15 protein-coding genes are annotated in these 16,722 nt (G+C 67.0%); 4 read left to right on the top strand and 11 right to left on the bottom strand.

Going from position 1 to position 16,722, the window contains the following annotated elements; all coding sequences use genetic code 11:
* The first annotated feature begins 67 nt into the window (after positions 1-67).
* From ASB57_RS20250 to ASB57_RS20235, 4 genes are all read left to right on the top strand, one after another.
* Positions 68-232, top strand: a complete 165-nt coding sequence (locus ASB57_RS20250; protein WP_057653844.1) for a rubredoxin — start codon at positions 68-70, stop codon at positions 230-232.
* Positions 233-317: 85 nt separating this feature from the next.
* Positions 318-911: a YqgE/AlgH family protein gene (locus ASB57_RS20245; RefSeq protein ID WP_057653843.1), complete on the top strand. Its 594-nt coding sequence runs from the start codon at positions 318-320 to the stop codon at positions 909-911.
* The gene (gene ruvX / locus ASB57_RS20240) at positions 904-1,302 is read left to right on the top strand and encodes a Holliday junction resolvase RuvX (RefSeq protein ID WP_057656301.1); all 399 of its coding nucleotides are present in this window, start codon (positions 904-906) and stop codon (positions 1,300-1,302) included. Before ASB57_RS20245 ends, ruvX begins: the two co-directional genes overlap by 8 nt.
* Before the next feature lie 214 nt (positions 1,303-1,516).
* Positions 1,517-2,260: a 1-acyl-sn-glycerol-3-phosphate acyltransferase gene (locus tag ASB57_RS20235; RefSeq protein ID WP_057656300.1), complete on the top strand. Its 744-nt coding sequence runs from the start codon at positions 1,517-1,519 to the stop codon at positions 2,258-2,260.
* Positions 2,261-2,324: 64 nt separating this feature from the next.
* On the opposite strand, the gene ASB57_RS20230 is transcribed toward ASB57_RS20235, so the two are convergent.
* The 11 genes from ASB57_RS20230 to ASB57_RS20180 form a co-directional block, all read right to left on the bottom strand.
* On the bottom strand, positions 2,325-3,164 hold the full coding sequence (locus ASB57_RS20230) for a symmetrical bis(5'-nucleosyl)-tetraphosphatase (protein ID WP_057653842.1): 840 nt from the start codon (positions 3,162-3,164) through the stop codon (positions 2,325-2,327).
* Positions 3,161-4,339 (bottom strand): LPS export ABC transporter permease LptG, encoded by a 1,179-nt coding sequence (gene lptG, locus ASB57_RS20225; RefSeq protein ID WP_057653841.1) that lies wholly within the window; start codon positions 4,337-4,339, stop codon positions 3,161-3,163. Before lptG ends, ASB57_RS20230 begins: the two co-directional genes overlap by 4 nt.
* Positions 4,340-4,484: 145 nt before the next feature.
* Positions 4,485-5,219, bottom strand: coding sequence for a monofunctional biosynthetic peptidoglycan transglycosylase (gene mtgA / locus ASB57_RS20220; RefSeq protein WP_057653840.1), 735 nt, complete (start codon positions 5,217-5,219; stop codon positions 4,485-4,487).
* Positions 5,220-5,225: 6 nt separating this feature from the next.
* Complete coding sequence (gene aroE / locus ASB57_RS20215) at positions 5,226-6,113, bottom strand: shikimate dehydrogenase (RefSeq protein WP_057653839.1); 888 nt, start codon at positions 6,111-6,113, stop codon at positions 5,226-5,228.
* On the bottom strand, positions 6,110-7,006 hold the full coding sequence (locus ASB57_RS20210; protein ID WP_057653838.1) for a TonB family protein: 897 nt from the start codon (positions 7,004-7,006) through the stop codon (positions 6,110-6,112). Before ASB57_RS20210 ends, aroE begins: the two co-directional genes overlap by 4 nt.
* Before the next feature lie 47 nt (positions 7,007-7,053).
* Positions 7,054-8,142 carry an ABC transporter ATP-binding protein gene (locus ASB57_RS20205; protein WP_057653837.1) on the bottom strand — a complete coding sequence of 363 codons (1,089 nt, stop codon included), beginning with the start codon at positions 8,140-8,142 and terminating at the stop codon, positions 7,054-7,056.
* The gene (locus tag ASB57_RS20200) at positions 8,135-9,907 is read right to left on the bottom strand and encodes an iron ABC transporter permease (protein ID WP_057653836.1); all 1,773 of its coding nucleotides are present in this window, start codon (positions 9,905-9,907) and stop codon (positions 8,135-8,137) included. Before ASB57_RS20200 ends, ASB57_RS20205 begins: the two co-directional genes overlap by 8 nt.
* Before the next feature lie 112 nt (positions 9,908-10,019).
* The gene (locus ASB57_RS20195) at positions 10,020-11,114 is read right to left on the bottom strand and encodes an ABC transporter substrate-binding protein (protein WP_057653835.1); all 1,095 of its coding nucleotides are present in this window, start codon (positions 11,112-11,114) and stop codon (positions 10,020-10,022) included.
* A 227-nt stretch (positions 11,115-11,341) separates the two neighbouring features.
* Entirely contained in the window at positions 11,342-13,945 is a 2,604-nt protein-coding gene (locus ASB57_RS20190) for an extracellular solute-binding protein (RefSeq protein WP_082622035.1), read from the bottom strand.
* A 50-nt stretch (positions 13,946-13,995) separates the two neighbouring features.
* A complete protein-coding gene (locus tag ASB57_RS20185) occupies positions 13,996-14,673 on the bottom strand; it encodes a response regulator transcription factor (RefSeq protein WP_057653834.1) in 678 nt (225 codons plus the stop codon).
* Between the two features lie 70 nt (positions 14,674-14,743).
* Complete coding sequence (locus ASB57_RS20180; RefSeq protein WP_057653833.1) at positions 14,744-16,696, bottom strand: ribonuclease catalytic domain-containing protein; 1,953 nt, start codon at positions 16,694-16,696, stop codon at positions 14,744-14,746.
* Positions 16,697-16,722 lie beyond the last annotated feature (26 nt).

Here is a 16,722-nt window from a genome sequence, read left to right as displayed (position 1 = left end):
CTGCGGGAAATGGGGACTTGGACGCCGCGCTGTGTGCCCGAAAACGATTTGGAAGCTTGAGAGAACTATGAGAACCTGGATGTGTTTGATCTGTGGATGGGTCTATGACGAAGCCACGGGGCTGCCTGACGAGGGTATCGCCGCCGGCACGCGTTGGGAAGATGTCCCGCCCAACTGGGTCTGTCCCGAATGCGGCGCGCGCAAGGAAGATTTCGAGCTGATGGAAATCTGAGAGGTGCCCCGTAGGCCGACAGGGCCAGTCCGCTCTCGTAGCCTGTCGCGCTCCCAAGCGGTGCGTCACCTTTTAGGAATACGCCATGACCGACGATAGCCACTCCGATGTACCCGGCGAATCCCCGTCCGTCGACTTTTCCAATCAGTTCCTGATGGCCATGCCCAACATGGTCGAAGGCAGCCTGGCGGGTTCCGTCATCTACGTTTGCGAGCACACGACGAAGGGCGCGTTGGGCCTGGTGATCAACCGTCCCACCGATCTCACCCTGGGTACGCTGTTCGAGCGCATCGAGCTGGAACTGGAGATCGCGCCCGTCAAGGAAACGCCCGTGTTCTTCGGCGGTCCGGTGCAGACCGACCGCGGTTTCGTGCTGCACATGCCGGCCGGCGACTACAACTCCAGCATCAAGCTGGGGGGGCTGGCCCTGACCACCTCGCGTGACGTGCTGCAGGCGGTGGCGGAGGGCAACGGCCCTCAGCAGATGCTCGTCACGCTGGGCTATGCCGGCTGGGGCGCCGGGCAGCTGGAAAGCGAAATGGCCCGCAACGCCTGGCTCAACGTGTCGGCCGATCCGCACATCATTTTCGACGTGCCGCCGGAGGATCGTTATCCCGCGGCGCTGAAGCTGTTGGGCATCGATCCCGTCATGCTGGCGGGCGATGCCGGCCATGCCTGAAGAAACCCTGCTGGCCTTCGATTACGGCATCAAGAAGATCGGCGTCGCCCTCGGCAACACCCTGACGCGGCAGGCGCGCCCCATGGAAATCATTCATGGCGAAGCGCTAGGGCCGCGCTTTGCCCGCATCGAGGCGCTGCTGGCCGAGTGGCAGCCGCAACGCGTGGTGGTGGGCCTGGCCCTGGCGGCGGACGGCGGTGAGCAGGAGGCCACCGCGCGCTGCCGCCGCTTCGCCAACCGGCTTCATGGGCGTTTCGGCGTGACGGTGGTGCTGGTCGACGAGCGCGGTTCCAGCATGGAGGCGCAAGCGCTGCTGGGCACCCATGCCGACGACGACGCCATGGCCGCCGCGGTGATTCTTCAGCGCTACTTCGACACGCTGCCGGAGTAGGGCCGGCCGACACCACTCCAGGCGGCTCGATGACGCCGCCTCATGTTATGGTTGCGCCCGGCGAGCCGCCGGCTTGGCCGACCTATTCTTCCCTGTTACCCATGACCGTCCTGGATTCCGGCTGCTCACAGCTTCCGCCTGTTTTCCCCGCTGACCGACCCGCTGCCCGCGCTCCGCGCCGGCAGGCTGCGTGCCGGGGCGCCCGGCCATGACGATGCGCTTGCTGCGATTCATTCCGCGCTGTGCATTGGTGATTTTTCTGGTGCTGCTGGGTCTGCTTCTGGTGGGCCTGGCGTATCCCTTCATCGGCGTGCGGGGGCGGGCTCAGCTCAACCGCACGTGGTCGCGCTGCCTGCTGCGCATCTGCGGTGTCCGTTTGCTGGTGCGCGGCACGCCTCGCTTGCGCGAGGCCGTGCTGTTCGTGGCCAACCACGTGTCGTGGATCGATATTTTCGTGATCAATGCCGTCCGCCCCACCGCCTTCGTGGCCAAGGCGGAGATTCGCCGCTGGCCCGTGGTGGGCTGGCTGGTGGCCGGTGCCGGCACCTTGTTCATCGAGCGCGGCCAGCGGCACGCGGTGCAGACGGTGGGCGCGGCCATGCAGCGCCGCTTCGCCCGGGGCGAGGCCGTGGGCCTGTTCCCCGAAGGCACGACCACTGAAGGCCATGACCTTCTACCCTTCCACGGCAGCCTGTTCGAACCGGCGCGGCAGGGCCAGGTGACCGTACAACCGCTGACCCTGCGCTTTCTGCGCAACGGCAAACGCGACCCCTACGCCGCCTTCGTCGGCGAGGAATCCCTGGTGGCCAACCTGTGGCGCGTTCTGGGTGAGCGGGGGCTGGCGGTGGAAGTGGTATTCCTGCCGCCCTTGGCGCATACGGATCCCGACGGGACGCCCGTGACGCGCCTGGAGCTGTCGCGCCGCGCGCGCGAAGGCATCCGCGCGCATCTGTTCTGATCGGCGCACAGCCTTTACCTGCAGCTCGTTTTTGCCAATGGCGCGCGCGGCGCGCCATTTACATTCAACCGTCGGACGTCGGGTCCAGGCCCTTGCCGCAGGCCACCTGCACCAGCTTGCGGTCCTGCATGCGCAGCGCGGTCAGCTTGCCGCCCCAGACGCAGCCCGTATCCAGGCAGATGACGTCCTTGCGCAGCAGCAGCCCCAGGGTCGACCAGTGGCCGAACACCACGGTGACGTTGCTGGTGGCCCGATTGGGCACGTCGAACCAGGGAATCAGCCCGGGCGGCCAGGCGCCCGGCGCCACCTTGGTGGCGAACTCCATATGGCCGGACAGCGTGCACAGGCGCATGCGCGTCAGGGCGTTGATGATCACCCTGATGCGCTTGCCGCCGTGGTACTGGTCGTTCCAGCGGGAAGGCTGGTTGCCGTACATTTTTTGCAGGGCGCGCTGCCAGTTGGGGCCGCGCAAAGCGTCCTGCACTTCGCTGGCCAGCGACAGGGTCTTGGCCACGTCCCACTTCGCCAACGTGCCGGCGTGCACCATCAGGTGATCGTTGGCGAAATGCGCCAACGGCCGATGCCGCACCCAGTCGATCAATTGCTTGGCATCCGGCGCCCCCAGGATGTCGTCGATGGTGTCCGACTTGCCCGGCTTGCGCACGCCCGCCGCGGCGGCCAGCAGATGCAGGTCGTGATTACCCAGCACCGCCACGGCGCGCTCTTCCAGCTCCATCACGCGCCGCAGGGTCGCCAGCGATTTGGGACCGCGGTTGATGAGGTCGCCGGCGAACCAGAAACGGGCCTGCGGGTCTTCCTTGATGGCGGGCTGCGACAGCAAGTTTTCCAGCGGATCGCAGCATCCCTGCAAATCGCCGATCATCCAGATATCGTGGGCCTTCATACCGGCGACTTGCTCCACGGCGCACGCTGAGCGAAGTTACGCGAGATTGCGTGCCGGTACTCCATCATCGTCAGCGCGCCGAAGGCGAGCAGCAGGGCCACCGCATTCGGCCCGAGGGCGGTGAGCCATGGCGGCCAGTGGCTGAGCATGCCGACGTTCAGGGCCAGCTGGTTGACCATGAAGAAGGCCACGCCGAGAAGAATGCCGATGAAAACCTTGGCGCCGACGCCGCCACGCCGCGTCTGCATGAAGGCCACGGGGGCGGCGATGGTCATCATCACCAGCAAGGTGAAGGGGTAGACCGCCTTGCGCCAGAGCGCGACCACCTGGCGGTCGTACTGCAGGTTGTTGTGGCGCAGGTAATCGATGTAATCCAGCAGGGTCACGGCCGACATCCGTTCCGGCGTCAGCACGCGCGCGAGCAGGCGTTCCGGCGTCAGCGTCGTGTCCAGGACCCGGCGCGGCAGCTTGGTGACCGACAGGATGGCGTCCTTGGGCGGTTCGGCCTTGTCCAGTGCATCGACCGCGTCGGGGGCGATGCGGTTCTCGACGACGTTCTCCAGCACCAGATTGCCATTGGAGAACACGCCGCGATCGGCCTTGGACAGCGCGATCAGCTCCTGATCCTTGCGGAATTCGTAGAGGGTGATGCCTCCGACCTCGCCGCTGCCGCCCAACGTCAAAATATTGATGGTGCGGCTGCCGCCATCCTTGGTCGGCTCCTTGAACCAGTAGCCGCTTTCGAGCCGGCCGTTGCCGGCCTTGCCGCGGTAGACCAGATTGGCCTCGCCTCCCTTGATCTCCGCCGCCGGCGTGACCCATTCCGACAGCATGGTGGCGCCGATCACCGCAGGGATGGTGACGATCCACAACATGCCCAGCAGGCGCATGCCGCTGACACCGGAGACACGCAGGATGACCAGCTCGTTGCGCTGGGCCAGGCTGGCGAGGGCGATGATGGCGCCGATCAGCAAGCCGATCGGTAGCAGGTCGTACAGCCGGGTGGGCAGCGCCAGGGCCTGGATGTAGAACAGAGCCCAGATGGTGAATTTGCCACCGAGGTTGTCCAGGTCATCCACCAGCGCGAAGAACGTGAACAGGCCGATCAGCGCCAGCAGCACGACGGTGCAGGAGCGATAGATTTCACGAGCCAGGTAGCGGCGGGCGGTACGCATTGGGAAACAGGGTCAGGTATTGCGGGAAAAATCTCAAGCAGGGCGGAACAGATGCCTATTTCGCCGAACAGGGAAGCTTAACAAATATGTAGGGCCTGTGCGCCAAATGGCGGACGCCGCTGTAAGCCGTTTCGCGCATGATCTTTCACGGAATCTCCGCTTGCGGTATCCGGCGCTGCAGGATGCCCGTGCGGGAGTTCAGATAGGAGGTGCCGCGATGCTTGTCGTAGTAACGCGGGTTGGGCAGCATGGCCGCCAGGCGCGCCGCCTGGGCCGGACCCAGGCGCGCGGCGCTGGTATTGAAGTAATGCTGGGCGGCGGCCTCGGCGCCGAAGACACCGGTACCCCACTCGGCGACATTCAGATAGAGCTCCAGGATGCGCTGCTTGGTCATGACCCATTCGATCATGAAGGTCAGTATCAATTCCTGGCCTTTGCGTAGATAAGTGCGTGATCCGGAAAGGAAAAGATTCTTGGCCAGCTGTTGCGTGATGGTCGATCCGCCGCGCATTTTGGCGCGGCCTTCTTCGGCCTGTTTCTGGTTGTACTCCCAGGCCTTGCGCAGCGCTTCCCATTCGACGCCGTCATGTTCGACGAAATTCGAATCCTCGGCGCCCACCACCGCGCGCTTCAGGTTGTTGTTGATCTGGTTGTAGTCGACCCAGGTGAATTTCAACGCGGCGCGGGGATTGTCCTCGCGCAACTCGGCCAGCTGTTCCCGCATGACCGAACTGCTGGCCGGATTGCGGTGGGCATACCAGACCACCATGCAGAACAGCCACAGTTCGTACAGGATGATCAGGCACAGCAGGGCCATCAACGAAGCCAGGACGGTGCGCTTGACGGTCCAATGGCCGGCGGTGGAGCGGCGCGTCGTCATGCGTGCTTAGTGAGCCGGCGCGGCCAGCGCGGCGCGCAATGCGTGCAGCACCGGTTCCGGGTCGGGCCGTACGCCGTGCCAGATATGAAAGCTTTCGGCGGCCTGGCCGACCAGCATGCCCAGGCCGTCCGCGCATTGCGCCGCGCCGTCGGCCGTGGCCTGGCGCATGAAGGCGGTGGGCTGGGCGCCGTACATCATGTCGTAGGCCAGCGCGCCCGGCGCATACAGTCCGGCGGGCAGGTCGGGCGGCGCGTCCGTCAGGCTGCTGGAGGTGGCGTTGACGACGATGTCCCAGGGGCCGCCCAGCGCCGCCTCGTCCAGGCCGCCCGCGCTCACGGCGGGGGTGGTGGCGCCGCTGGCCTGAAGCCAGTCGCTGGCCAGGTCGCGGGCGCGGTCGGCGGTGCGATTGACGATATGCAGGCGCGCGCAGCCGGCTTGCGCCAGGGGCTGCAGCACGCCGCGGGCGGCGCCGCCGGCGCCCAGCAGCAGCAGCCGCGCGCCCTGCAGGTCCGCGCCCAGCCGGCGCAGGTCCTGCACCAGGCCGACGCCGTCAGTGTTACAGCCGTGCAGCACGCCGTCGCGCTGCCACAAGGTATTGACCGCGCCGGCCAGGCGGGCGCGGTCGCTCAGATTGGCTTGGGCCAGCTGCCAGGCTTCCTGCTTGAACGGCACCGTCACGTTCAGGCCGCCGCCGCCCTGGGCAAAGAAATCCCGCACCGTTGCCGTGAACCCGTCCAGCGGCGCCGGCAGCAGACCGTACTCCAGCGCGATGCCGGTCTGCCTTGCGAACAAGGCGTGGATCTGCGGCGAGCGGCTGTGAGCGACCGGGTTGCCGATGACGGCATACTTGGCCGGGCTTGCGCCTTGGCCGGACGGGGAAAGCGGGGCGGTCATGGAGCGTGGGTTTCCAGGGTGTCGTTGACGAAGTTCCAGGTTCGCGTGATGGCCAGGACGTCGGTGTCACGGGCGATCTCGGGCGGGAACGGCGGGAAGGGCGCCGACATCTGCACGATACGGCGCGCCGCCTGGTTGAGCACCGCCTGCGGCGAGGGATTGTCGATTTCGACATCCGCCACGCTGCCGTCGGCGCGCACGTAGACCGTCATGCGCAGCGACCCGTAGACCTTGCCGCGGGCTTCATCGGGATAGTACTGGGTGCCTATGGTTTCGACGCGGTTGCGCCAGGCGTCCAGGTAGGGCGCGAAGCGCGACGCCTCGGCGGCCGGCGCCACGAACGCGCGGCGCGGCTTCTTGTTGTAGGCCTGCACTCGCTGGGACAGGGCCGCTACCTGGGCGTTCTGCAGGACGCTGTCCTGGTCCAGGTCGTCGCGGCCGGGCGCGGCGGCCTTGGGCGTGGGCTCACCCTGTTGGCGCGCCTGGCCGGCCTGGGTACGGGCCATCAGCTGGGTCAGCAGTTGCTGCTGTTCGGTTTCCAGTTCAGCCTGCCGCTTGCGCATGGCGTCCAGCACGATGGCATTGGGCGCGTCGCCGGACTGGGGCAGCGGCGACTGCGCCATGCCCTTCTCGGCATCGCCGCCCCCTTCGATATTGGCCTGCGCACGCGCCTCGGCCTTGACCGGGGCGGTGTCCGTGCGCGTGTTCACCAGGATCACTTCCAGCGATTCCGCGGGCGGATGCGGCGTGCGCGGCGGCGCGAACCGCAGCACCAGCGCCACCGCGTGGATGCACAGCGAGATGACCAGCCCGATCCACAGATAGTGCTGTGCCCGCGCGCTGAGCCAGCGCGCGGATCGGGTCACGGGGGAGGAAGGAAGAATGTGTTGCACGCGGGCATTTTAGGCCCGTTTCGGCAATTGCCGAGCGGCTCCCCGGCTCATCCCTTCGCCGCAGGCGGGAATACCCAGACCTGCGACGCCGGCAGGGCCACGTTGAAGGAGCCCGATTGACGGCTCTCGTGGCCATAGGCGCGCAGGGCCATGGCGTTGACCGACTCGTCTCCCGGCGTGCGGAACAGGTACTCCCACTTGTCGCCCAGGTACATGCCCGTCATCAGCTGCATGTTCAGGTGATTGCCATCCGGATCGTCGGCCAGCCGCACCTGCTCCACACGGATGACGGCGGTCGCGTCCTGGCCGACGGCCAGCCCTTCGGCCGCCTTGCCCCACAGCTGCCAGCTATTGCCCTGGATGCGCGCCATGCCGTCGCGGATTTCCGCGACTCGGCCGTTCATGCGATTGTTGCTGCCCATGAATTCGGCGCAGAACAGGGTCTGGGGGGAGCCGTACATCTGCTGGGGCGTGCCCTGCTGTTCGATGCGGCCGTTGTTCAGCAACAGGATACGGTCCGAAATGGCCAGCGCTTCGCTCTGGTCGTGGGTCACCATCAAGGCCGACAGGCCCAGGCGCACGATCAGCTCACGCAGGAAGGCGCGCGCTTCCTCGCGCAGCTTGGCGTCCAGGTTGGACAAAGGCTCATCCAGCAGGATGACCGGCGGGTTGTAGACCAGGGCGCGGCCGATGGCCACGCGTTGCTGCTGGCCGCCGGACAATTGGTGCGGATGACGCGCCGCCAGATGCCCCAGTCCCAACTGGTCCAGCACTTCCTGCACGCGCTGGCGCGTTTCCGCGGCCGGCGTGCGGCGCAGTTGCAAAGGATAGGCGACGTTGTCGTAGACGGTCTTGTGCGGCCATAGCGCGTAGGACTGGAACACCAGGCCAAGGTTGCGATCTTCGGCCGGCACTTCACCCTTGGCGCCGTCGAACACCACGCGTTCGCCGATGGTGATCTTGCCGCGCTTGGCGGCCTCCAGCCCGGCCACCGCACGCAGCAGCGTGGTCTTGCCGCTGCCCGACGGTCCCAGCAGCGAGACCACTTCGCCCTGGCGCAACTCCATCGACACGCCCTTGAGCACCGCTACGTCGCCGTAGTCCAGGTGCAGATCTTCCACAGAAAGTTCAATCATGAAGTTTCACTCCGAATCGCAGGGCGATGCCCAGGCCGATGACGACCAACACGATATTGATGAAGGACAGCGCGGCCACGATGTCGATGGCGCCGGTCGCCCACAGCGACACCAGCATCGACCCGATGGTCTCCGTGCCGGGCGACAGCAGGTACACGCCGGTGGAGTATTCACGCTCAAAAATCAGGAACATCAGCAGCCACGCGCCTATCAGGCCATGGCGCGCCAGCGGTACCGTGACATGACGCGTCACCTGGCCGCGGCGGGCGCCCGACGTGCGCGCGGCTTCTTCCAGCTCCGGTCCCACCTGCAACAGGGTGGAGGAGATCAGGCGCAGGCCATAGGCCATCCAGACGACGGTGTAGGCCACCCAGACACTGAAGATGGTGCTGCGCACCGACCGCAACGCTTCGACGAAGTTTTCGCGCAGCCATTCGGCGTAGGGCAGGGCCGACAGGAAGCCGCCCTCGTCCAGGGCATTGTCCAGCCACATCGGCACGAACAGGAACACCCACAGGAAAGCCAGGCCGGCGAGCAGGCCGGGCACGGCGCGCGGCACCAGCACGCTGTAGTCGAGGAAGCGCGTGACGCCGTCCTGGCGCCGGTGCATGGCCAGGCCGATGAAGCCGTAGCAGACCACCGCCAGCACGCCGCCGATCACGCCGATGGCCACCGAGTTGACGATGGCGCGGATCAGGTTGGGCGACGCGAAAACGGCGCGGAAAGCCTCCAGCGACAACACGTCCAGCAAATGCACGCCCATGCCCCAGTTCGACACGAAGGCCCGCAGCATCACGCCCACCAGCGGCACCACCACGGTGACGAACAGCCAGGCCGCGACCACGCCGCCCGCCGCCCAGCGCCACTTGCCCAGCGGCAGCGCGCGGGCGCGCGACGCCTTGCCTTTCATGGTGACGAAGCGGTTGGCGGTGCGCATCAGGCGGCGCTGCAGGGCGACCAGGGGAATGGTCATGCAGATCAGCACCACCGTCACCGCCGCCATCAGGTGATAGGACGGCACGCCCAGCTTGTTGGTCAGCTTGTACAGATACGTCGCCAGCACCAGGTTGCCTTCCGGATCGCCCAGCACCAGCACCAGGCCGAACACTTCCAGGCCCAGGAAGAACAGCAGCACGCTGGCGTAGAGCAGGGCCGGCCGCACCATCGGCAGGCTGACGGTCATCATCACGCGCAGCGGTGACGCACCCGTGATGCGGGCGGCTTCCTCGACATCGGAACCCATGCTGCGCAGCGCCGAGGAGATGTACAGATAAGCGTGCGGAACGTGGGTCAGGCCGGCGATGATGACGATGCTGGTCATGGAATAGATATTCCACGGCACGAAGCCCAGCAGGTCCTGCGTCCACTTCGAGAAGAAGCCCACCGGGCCCGCGGCCACCACGTAGCCGAAGCCCAGCACCATGGGCGACACGAAGACGGGCACCAGGATCAGCGGTTCGATCCAGCGGCGGCCCGGCAGGTCGGTGCGTATCATCAGGAAGGCCAGCATGCCGCCGAGCGGCACGGCGATGATGAACAGGCCGAAAGCCAGGATCAGGCCGCTGATCAGGGCCTTATAGAAATCGGGGTCGTCGAAGATGAAGCGGAATGCGTCCAGGCTGACGACCTTGGACGGCATGAAGAAGGGCGCCGACAGAAAGCTCTGGTAGATGATCAGCGACAGCGGCACGTAGATGGCCAGTGCCGTGATCACGACCGTCACGCCGCGCGGCAGCGACTGCCATTTTGAGCGCAATGACTGCATGATGGGATCCTGATAGATAGCCGGGGGACAGGCGTGCGCCTGTTATCCGGAGAGGCCCGCGGGGCGTCCGCGAGGACGCCCCGGGCAGGAGCCGGCGGGCCTTGTGGGCGGACTACTTGCCGGCCGCCGTGCGCCAGTCCTTGATGAACTCCAGACGCTTCTTCTGTTCGAGATAGTCGAGCAGGGTCTCGTTGACCGGGATGGGCTTGAGCGCGTTGCCCAGCTTCTTGGTCATGCCGTCGACGTCGTTGTCGCCCGGGATGTCGTCGCGGATCGAAGCCATGTCGGCCTGATTGGCGACGATGTCCTGGCCCTTCTGCGACAGCAGGTAGTCCTGCCACAGCTTGGCGGCGTTGCGGTGCTTGGACTTCTTGGCGATGAAGGACACGCGCGACAGCACCAGCGTGTAGTCGGTGGGGTAGACGATGCCGATGGAGGAATCGGTCTTGGCGCGCGCCTCGGCGTAGGAGCCGAGGATGTTGTAGCCGATCAGGTTTTCGCCCGACGACACGCGTTCCATCATCGTCCCGGTGGACGACTGCACCACCAGGCCGCCCTTGGCGGTATCGCGCAGGGTGTCGAAGTACTTGCTGTCGTTGGCCTTGTCCTGCACCGCCAGCATGAAGCCCACGGCGGACTTCTCGATGTCGTAGGTGGTGACCTTGTTCTTGAACTTGTCGGTCTGCGAGGCAATGAGCTTGGCCAGCGCGGCGTGGGTGCTGGGCACGTCGGCCTGCGCGATCAGGCGCTTGTTGTAGATGAAGACGGCGGGTTCATACGTCGTGCCGTAAGCGGAGTCCTTCCAGACGGCCCAGGACGGCAGCTTGCCGATTTCCGGCGACTTGTACTGCAGGGCATAGTCGGTCGCCAGCTTCAGCGCCGAATCCATCGACGAACTCCACACCACGTCGCCGCTGTTGCCGCCGGCAGCCTGTTCGCTGATGAAGCGGTTGTACAGCTCGGTGCTGTTCATGTCGTTGTATTCGACCTTGACACCGGGATAGGCCGCTTCGAAGCCCTTGATGAGGGGGCCGGCGGCCTTGGTGTCGGTGGTCGAGTAGATCACCACGGTGCCTTCTTTCTTGGCGCCGTCGATGATCTTCTGGTAATCGGCGGGGTAGCCCGCGGGGACCTGGGCCAGGGCGCTGGCGGATGCAAAGGCGAAAGCGGCGGCGCAGGCGGCCGCGAGGCGGGACTGGGCAAGCATGGATGTCTCTCCGATATTGGAATTGTTCGAGGCGACTGTTTCGTCGTCTGAGCGGCATCTTATGTTTGCAATACTGTCGCCGTCCTGTCGTCATCTTGTCGGGCAATGACAGATAGCAGTCCGTACTGTGCATGGGCGGGACAGGGGGCGGGGACGGGTATCGGCACCGCTATCGGGGACGGGGTCATGGCCGCCGCCGCGGTCTGCTCGCCGGCCGCTGGCAGGCCTCAGTCCAGGGGCCGCGCGTACGCGGAAGGCGCGCGCGTCGCGGGCACGGGGGCCAGCGCGCTTTCCGGCGTATCGCCCACCAGCCGGGTCCAGTTGCGGATGAAGCGTGCCTGCCGTTGGCGGTCCAGGCCGGCCAGCAGGCCCGGGCCCATGGGCACGGGTTGCACGATGCCCGGGCTGTGCGTCAGCACGCCGTCGGCGGTCCAGGGGCCAGGAGTGCCGGCGATCAGCGATCCCAGGCCCGGATAGCGCGCGACCGCGGCCTGGCCGGCCGGCGCCAGCAGCCAGTCGACCAGCTTGCGGGCCAGCGCCGGCTGGCGGGTCGCGCGCGCGATCAGCACGGAACGCGTCAGCACCAGTTCGTAGTCTTGCGGAAACACCACGCCGATGCGCGCCCCGGCGGCCACGCGCGCCAGCGCATGCGAGCCGAGCACGTTGTAGCCCAGGTCCAGCTCGTCACGTTCGATCGCGTCCAGGATGTCGCGGCCGCAGGCGGCGCGCCGCACGCCGGCGCGGCCCAGCGCGTGGGCCAGGCCCCAGAAGTCGGATGAAACCTGTTCGTCCTGCTCGGCCAGCAGATAACCCACGCTGCTGCGGGTCAGGTCATACGTGCCGACACGCCCCTGCAACGCGGCGTTTCCGCTTTCGAGCAGGCGCAGCAAGGCCTGGTGCGAGCGCGGCGCCGTGGCTTCCGTGTAGCGGCGCGGGTTGTAGACCATGACCACCGGCTCCATGGTGAAGCCGAAGACTTCGTTGCGCCACGTGGCCCAGTCCGGCATGCCCGCCGTGCGCGGGCTGTCGTAGCGCAGCGCGTAGCCGTCATTGGCCAATTTGATCTGCAGATCCGTCGCCGGGCTCATCAACACGTCGGTGTCCGTCAGGTGGCCCGCCACCGCGGCATCGTAGAGGGCACGGCTGCCCATTTCCCGATAGGTCACGGCGACACCAGGATGCGCATTCTGGAAGGACTGGATCAGCCCGCTCATCGTCGCCGTGTCGGTGGTGCCGGCGATGGTCAGCACCGGATCGCCGGGTGTGGCGGTCGGGTAATTCGTGATGACGGGCTCCTTGCCGCAACCCTGCCCGGGCACCGGCTGCGCCAGGTCCCCGGTCGTTGCGGGAGCCACGTTGCCCTCGCTGACTGTGAGCTTGCCCTGGATGTTGTAGACAGGCCCGGCGTCCTGCGCGTGTACCGGCGCGGGCAGCGAGGCCGCCGCCAGCAGCCCGGCCACGGCGGCCGCCACCATCAACGCGGACTTCTTGTAGGTCGGCTTGACGCGGGGCAGGATCACCTTGGCCGCCAGGCCGCCGGCCGGGCGGTTTTGCAGCCACAGCGCGCCGCCATGGGCCTGCGCCACGGTGCGCACGATGGCCAGCCCCAGGCCGGATCCCGGCTGTTGCGCGCCGCTGCTGCCGCGCTGGAAACGCTCCTGCACCCGCTCGATCTCATGCTCCGGGATACCCGGGCCCTGGTCGTTGACGGTGATCGCCACGCGCAGGGCCGCCACCGGCGTCACGCTGATTTCGATCGGGCCGTCCGCGGCGTAGCGCAAGGCGTTGTCGACCAGATTGCGCAGCATCTCCCGCAGGGCCACGCGATCGCCGGTGACGCGCGCGCGGCGCACTTCCGGCGCGATGAAGATGCGCAGCCGCGCCGCTTCCAGCGGGCCGATATGGTTGCGCGTGTCGTTGACGATCTCGGCGATGCCCACGCTGGCGGTGCCCCGCATGCCTAGCCTGTGGGTGATGGTCGCGTCCATCAGCAGCTGGCTGACCAGCTGGCTGGCCAGGGTGGCGTTCTGATGGATGCGCGTCACGCGTTCATGCAGGCGCTGGGGGTCGGTCTCTTCCATCGCGACCTCGGCCTGCGCGCGCAAGGATGCCAGGGGAGTGCGAACCTGATGCGCGGCATCGGCCACCAGTGTGTTGATGTTGCGCATGGCGCTTTCCAGCCGTGGCATCACGCCGTTCAACGCTTCCGCCAGGCGCGTGACTTCACGCGGCGCCGGCGTGTCCAGCGGCCGCAGGTCATCGGGTTCACGGCGACTCAATTCCTGCTCCATCGCCGTCAAGGGCGCGAAGGCGCGGCGCAGGCCGAACCACAGCAAGGCCAGCGCCAGCGGCACGATGATCAGCAGCGGCGTGATGCCGCGCCGCCAGATTTCCGTGGTCAATGCGTTGCGCGCGTCGCGCGTTTCGGCGACACGGATGGTGACCCAGCCCGCGTGCGGCCCCACGGTTACCAGACGGCCCACCGTCACGACCCGCACGGGTTCGCCCCGGTACTCGATATCGTGGTAAGACGGACTGGCGGAGCGCGCCGGTTCCAGGGCCCATGCCAGATCGTCATAACCCGTGATGGCGGCGCCGTCCGGGCCGCGCGCCGAATAGAACGCGCGGTCCATGCCGGACAGCATGGCCAGCGCGGCGTGCGGCGGCTCGACCACGATGCCGCTTTCGCCGATGCGCACTGAACCCGCGATGGTCAAGGCGGACGCGGCCAGAATCCGGTCGAAAGCACGGTCCGCGGCGCGGCGGGCATCGTGGTGCAGGAACAGGGCGACACCGATAGACGTGCAGCCCAGCAACAGCAGGCCCATCATGAAAATGCGGCCGTGTATGGACACACGGCGCCCGGCAGCGCGGCGCTCGATCAAGCCGCGACGCTCTCGCTGATGCGGGCCTGGTAGCCGACCCCGCGCACCGTGACGATGTCCACCGATGACGCCGCCAGCTTCTTGCGCAGGCGCGAGATCAGCAGTTCCAGGGCGTTGAGGGACACATCGTCCAGGTCGAACAGCTGGCTCATCAGCCTTTCCTTGGCGACCGTGCTGCCCTGGCGGCTGAGCAGGATCTCCAGCAGGCGGAATTCACGGCGGCCCAGGTCCAGCGGCGCGCCGTTGATGACGGCGGTGCGGCCGGCCAGGTCCAGCGCCAGGTTGCCGTAGGTCGCCACGCTGGTGGTGCGGCCGGCGGGCCGCCGCATCAGCGCGCGCAGGCGGGCTTCCAGTTCGCGCAGGTCGAAGGGCTTGACCAGGTAGTCGTCGGCGCCCAGGTCCAGCATGTCGATCTTGTCTTCGATTTCGGAACGGGCCGTGACCACCAGCACCGGCGCTTCCAGGCCATTGGCGCGTAGCTCGCGGATCACGTCGAAGCCGCTTTTGCCCGGCAGCATGATGTCCAGCACCAATGCGTCCCAGGTCTCGTGGCGAGTCCATTGCAAGGCGGATTCGCCATCGCGCACCCACTGCACGCTGTGGCCCGCGTTGCGTAGCTTGCTTTCGACCGCATCGCCAAGGTCGAGGTTGTCTTCGACGAGCAGGATGCGCATGTTGTCTCCCCTTGGGGCATGTTTTTGCCGCACGCGCCGATGATAGCTCACCGGCGCGTGGGTATTACATTCAGGCGGCCGGCGTCGGGGTCTCGGCCCCATCCTCCGCCGTATCCGCCGCCGTATCCACCGCATTCGCCGGCGCCGCTTCGCCGACATAGCGGCATTCCGCTTCCAGCACCAGCTCGTCGGTACCCAGGATGTCGATGATCACCTGGGTGCCGCGCTCCAGGGCCGGCATATTGCCCACGCGCACGACCAGCGGCGCGTTGCCCAGCCGCACCAGATCGTCGCGCAGCACGCTGGCCGTGGTGCGGGTGACGTTCTGCTGCTTGAGCCAGCGCAGGCACCAGTAGCGCTCCATCGAATTCTGGAAATCGGCCCAGGCGGAATATTGTGCGTCGAAGGCGCCGATGATGGCGAACAGGTCCGCGTCCTTGGGCTTGAAGGGCGCCACCAGGCGCGCCGACACCCCGTTGTCGACCGTGGCGATGAGCTGCCACTGGTTGACCAGGTCGACGTAACGGCGCAGGGGCGACGTGCTCCAGGCATATTGCGGTACGCCGATCGCTTCATGCGGCGCGGGCTGCGTGCTCATGCGGACGCGGCCGGCCTGTTGCGAACGGTAGATGCCCGGCACCCCGTGCTGGGCCAGCAGGCCGCCCCACAGGTTGTTGGCCAGGATCATGAACTCCGCGACCATGCGGTCGAGCGGCGCGTTGCGTTGGCGCGGCACCAGGCGCACCGGGGTATCCGGGTTGTCGGCGGGACCGTCCAGGTAGAAGTTGTATTCGACGCGATTGTTGTTTTCCGGCTTGCCGCGCACTTCCTCGCGCTTGGCGCTCAAGGCCAGCGCCGCGCGCCACAGCGGCCGCAGCCAGTGCGCGTAGGGCAGGGCTGCCTCGGGATCCGCCAACGCGGCTTCGGTGACTTCACCGTCCAGCGTGTTGTGGCGCAGGTTTTCGCGCACCACGATGCGCTCGACCCGGCTGACCGATTCGACCACTTCGCCGGTCGACGGGTTGATGGTGGCGTAGAGCGACAGCGCGGGGACTTCACGGCCGGCGTCCAGCGAAAACGCCTGGATCACCGCGTCCGGCTGCATGGGAATCTTGTCGCCCGGCATGTACACGGTGGACAGGCGCGCGCGCGCCATTGCGTCCAGCTCGCTGCCGCGCGTCACGGCCAGGCCCGGCGCGGCCACGTGCACGCCCACGCGGATCAGGCCGTCATCCAGCTCGGTGACCGACAATGCATCGTCGATTTCGGTGGTGGTGACGTCGTCGACCGAATAGATTTCCGCATCGGCCAGCGGCAGCTCGACTTCGACGGGGGGCACCGCGACGTCGGGAAAACCGGTGCCGCGCGGGAAGTTCACCGCCAGGAAGCGGCGCTGGTGCAGCGCCAGGGCATGGGGCCAGGCGCCCAGTTCCAGCAGCAGGCGCTCGGGCGTCTTGTGCAGGCGCGCGCAGGCGGCGTCCAGGGCCTTCCATTGCTGGGTGTTCTTGTCGGGACGGATCAGCAGGTTCTCGGCGGCGGCGCGGATATCGTCCGGCAGCTTGCCGGCGGCCATGTCGTCGACCCAATGTTCCTGCTGTTCGGCCTGCAGGCGTTTCTTCTCGATGGCGGCCAGCGCGGCCGCCAGGATGTCGGGCGGCGCCGGCCGATAGCGGCCCTTGCCGCGGCGATGGAAATAGGCCGGCGCGCCGTGCAGGCGCATCAGCAGGGCAGCCTGCTCCACCGGCGAGGGCGCGTGACCGAAATAGTCCGCGGCCAGTGCCGGCGTGTCGAACTCTTCCTGCGGCGCGCATTCCCACAGGAATTGCAGGTCGATGTCGGCCGCGGCGGCTTCGGCCTGGCGCAGCAGTTCGGTGGGCTCCGGCTTGTCGAACGTGAACAGCGTATTGGCCCGCTTGATCTTGCTGCGTTTGCCGGAGTCTGCTTCAACCTGAAGGCTGGCGTCCGTTTCGGACATGATGCGGCCGGCTTTGAAAGCGCCGTCGTCTTCGTAAAACACGTGCATGGTCAGGGTCTGTCTGAGGGCGCGGC

This window comes from Bordetella sp. N (genome assembly GCF_001433395.1).
Classification (GTDB): domain Bacteria; phylum Pseudomonadota; class Gammaproteobacteria; order Burkholderiales; family Burkholderiaceae_B; genus Bordetella_C.
This window is presented reverse-complemented; position numbering and strand designations above follow the sequence as displayed.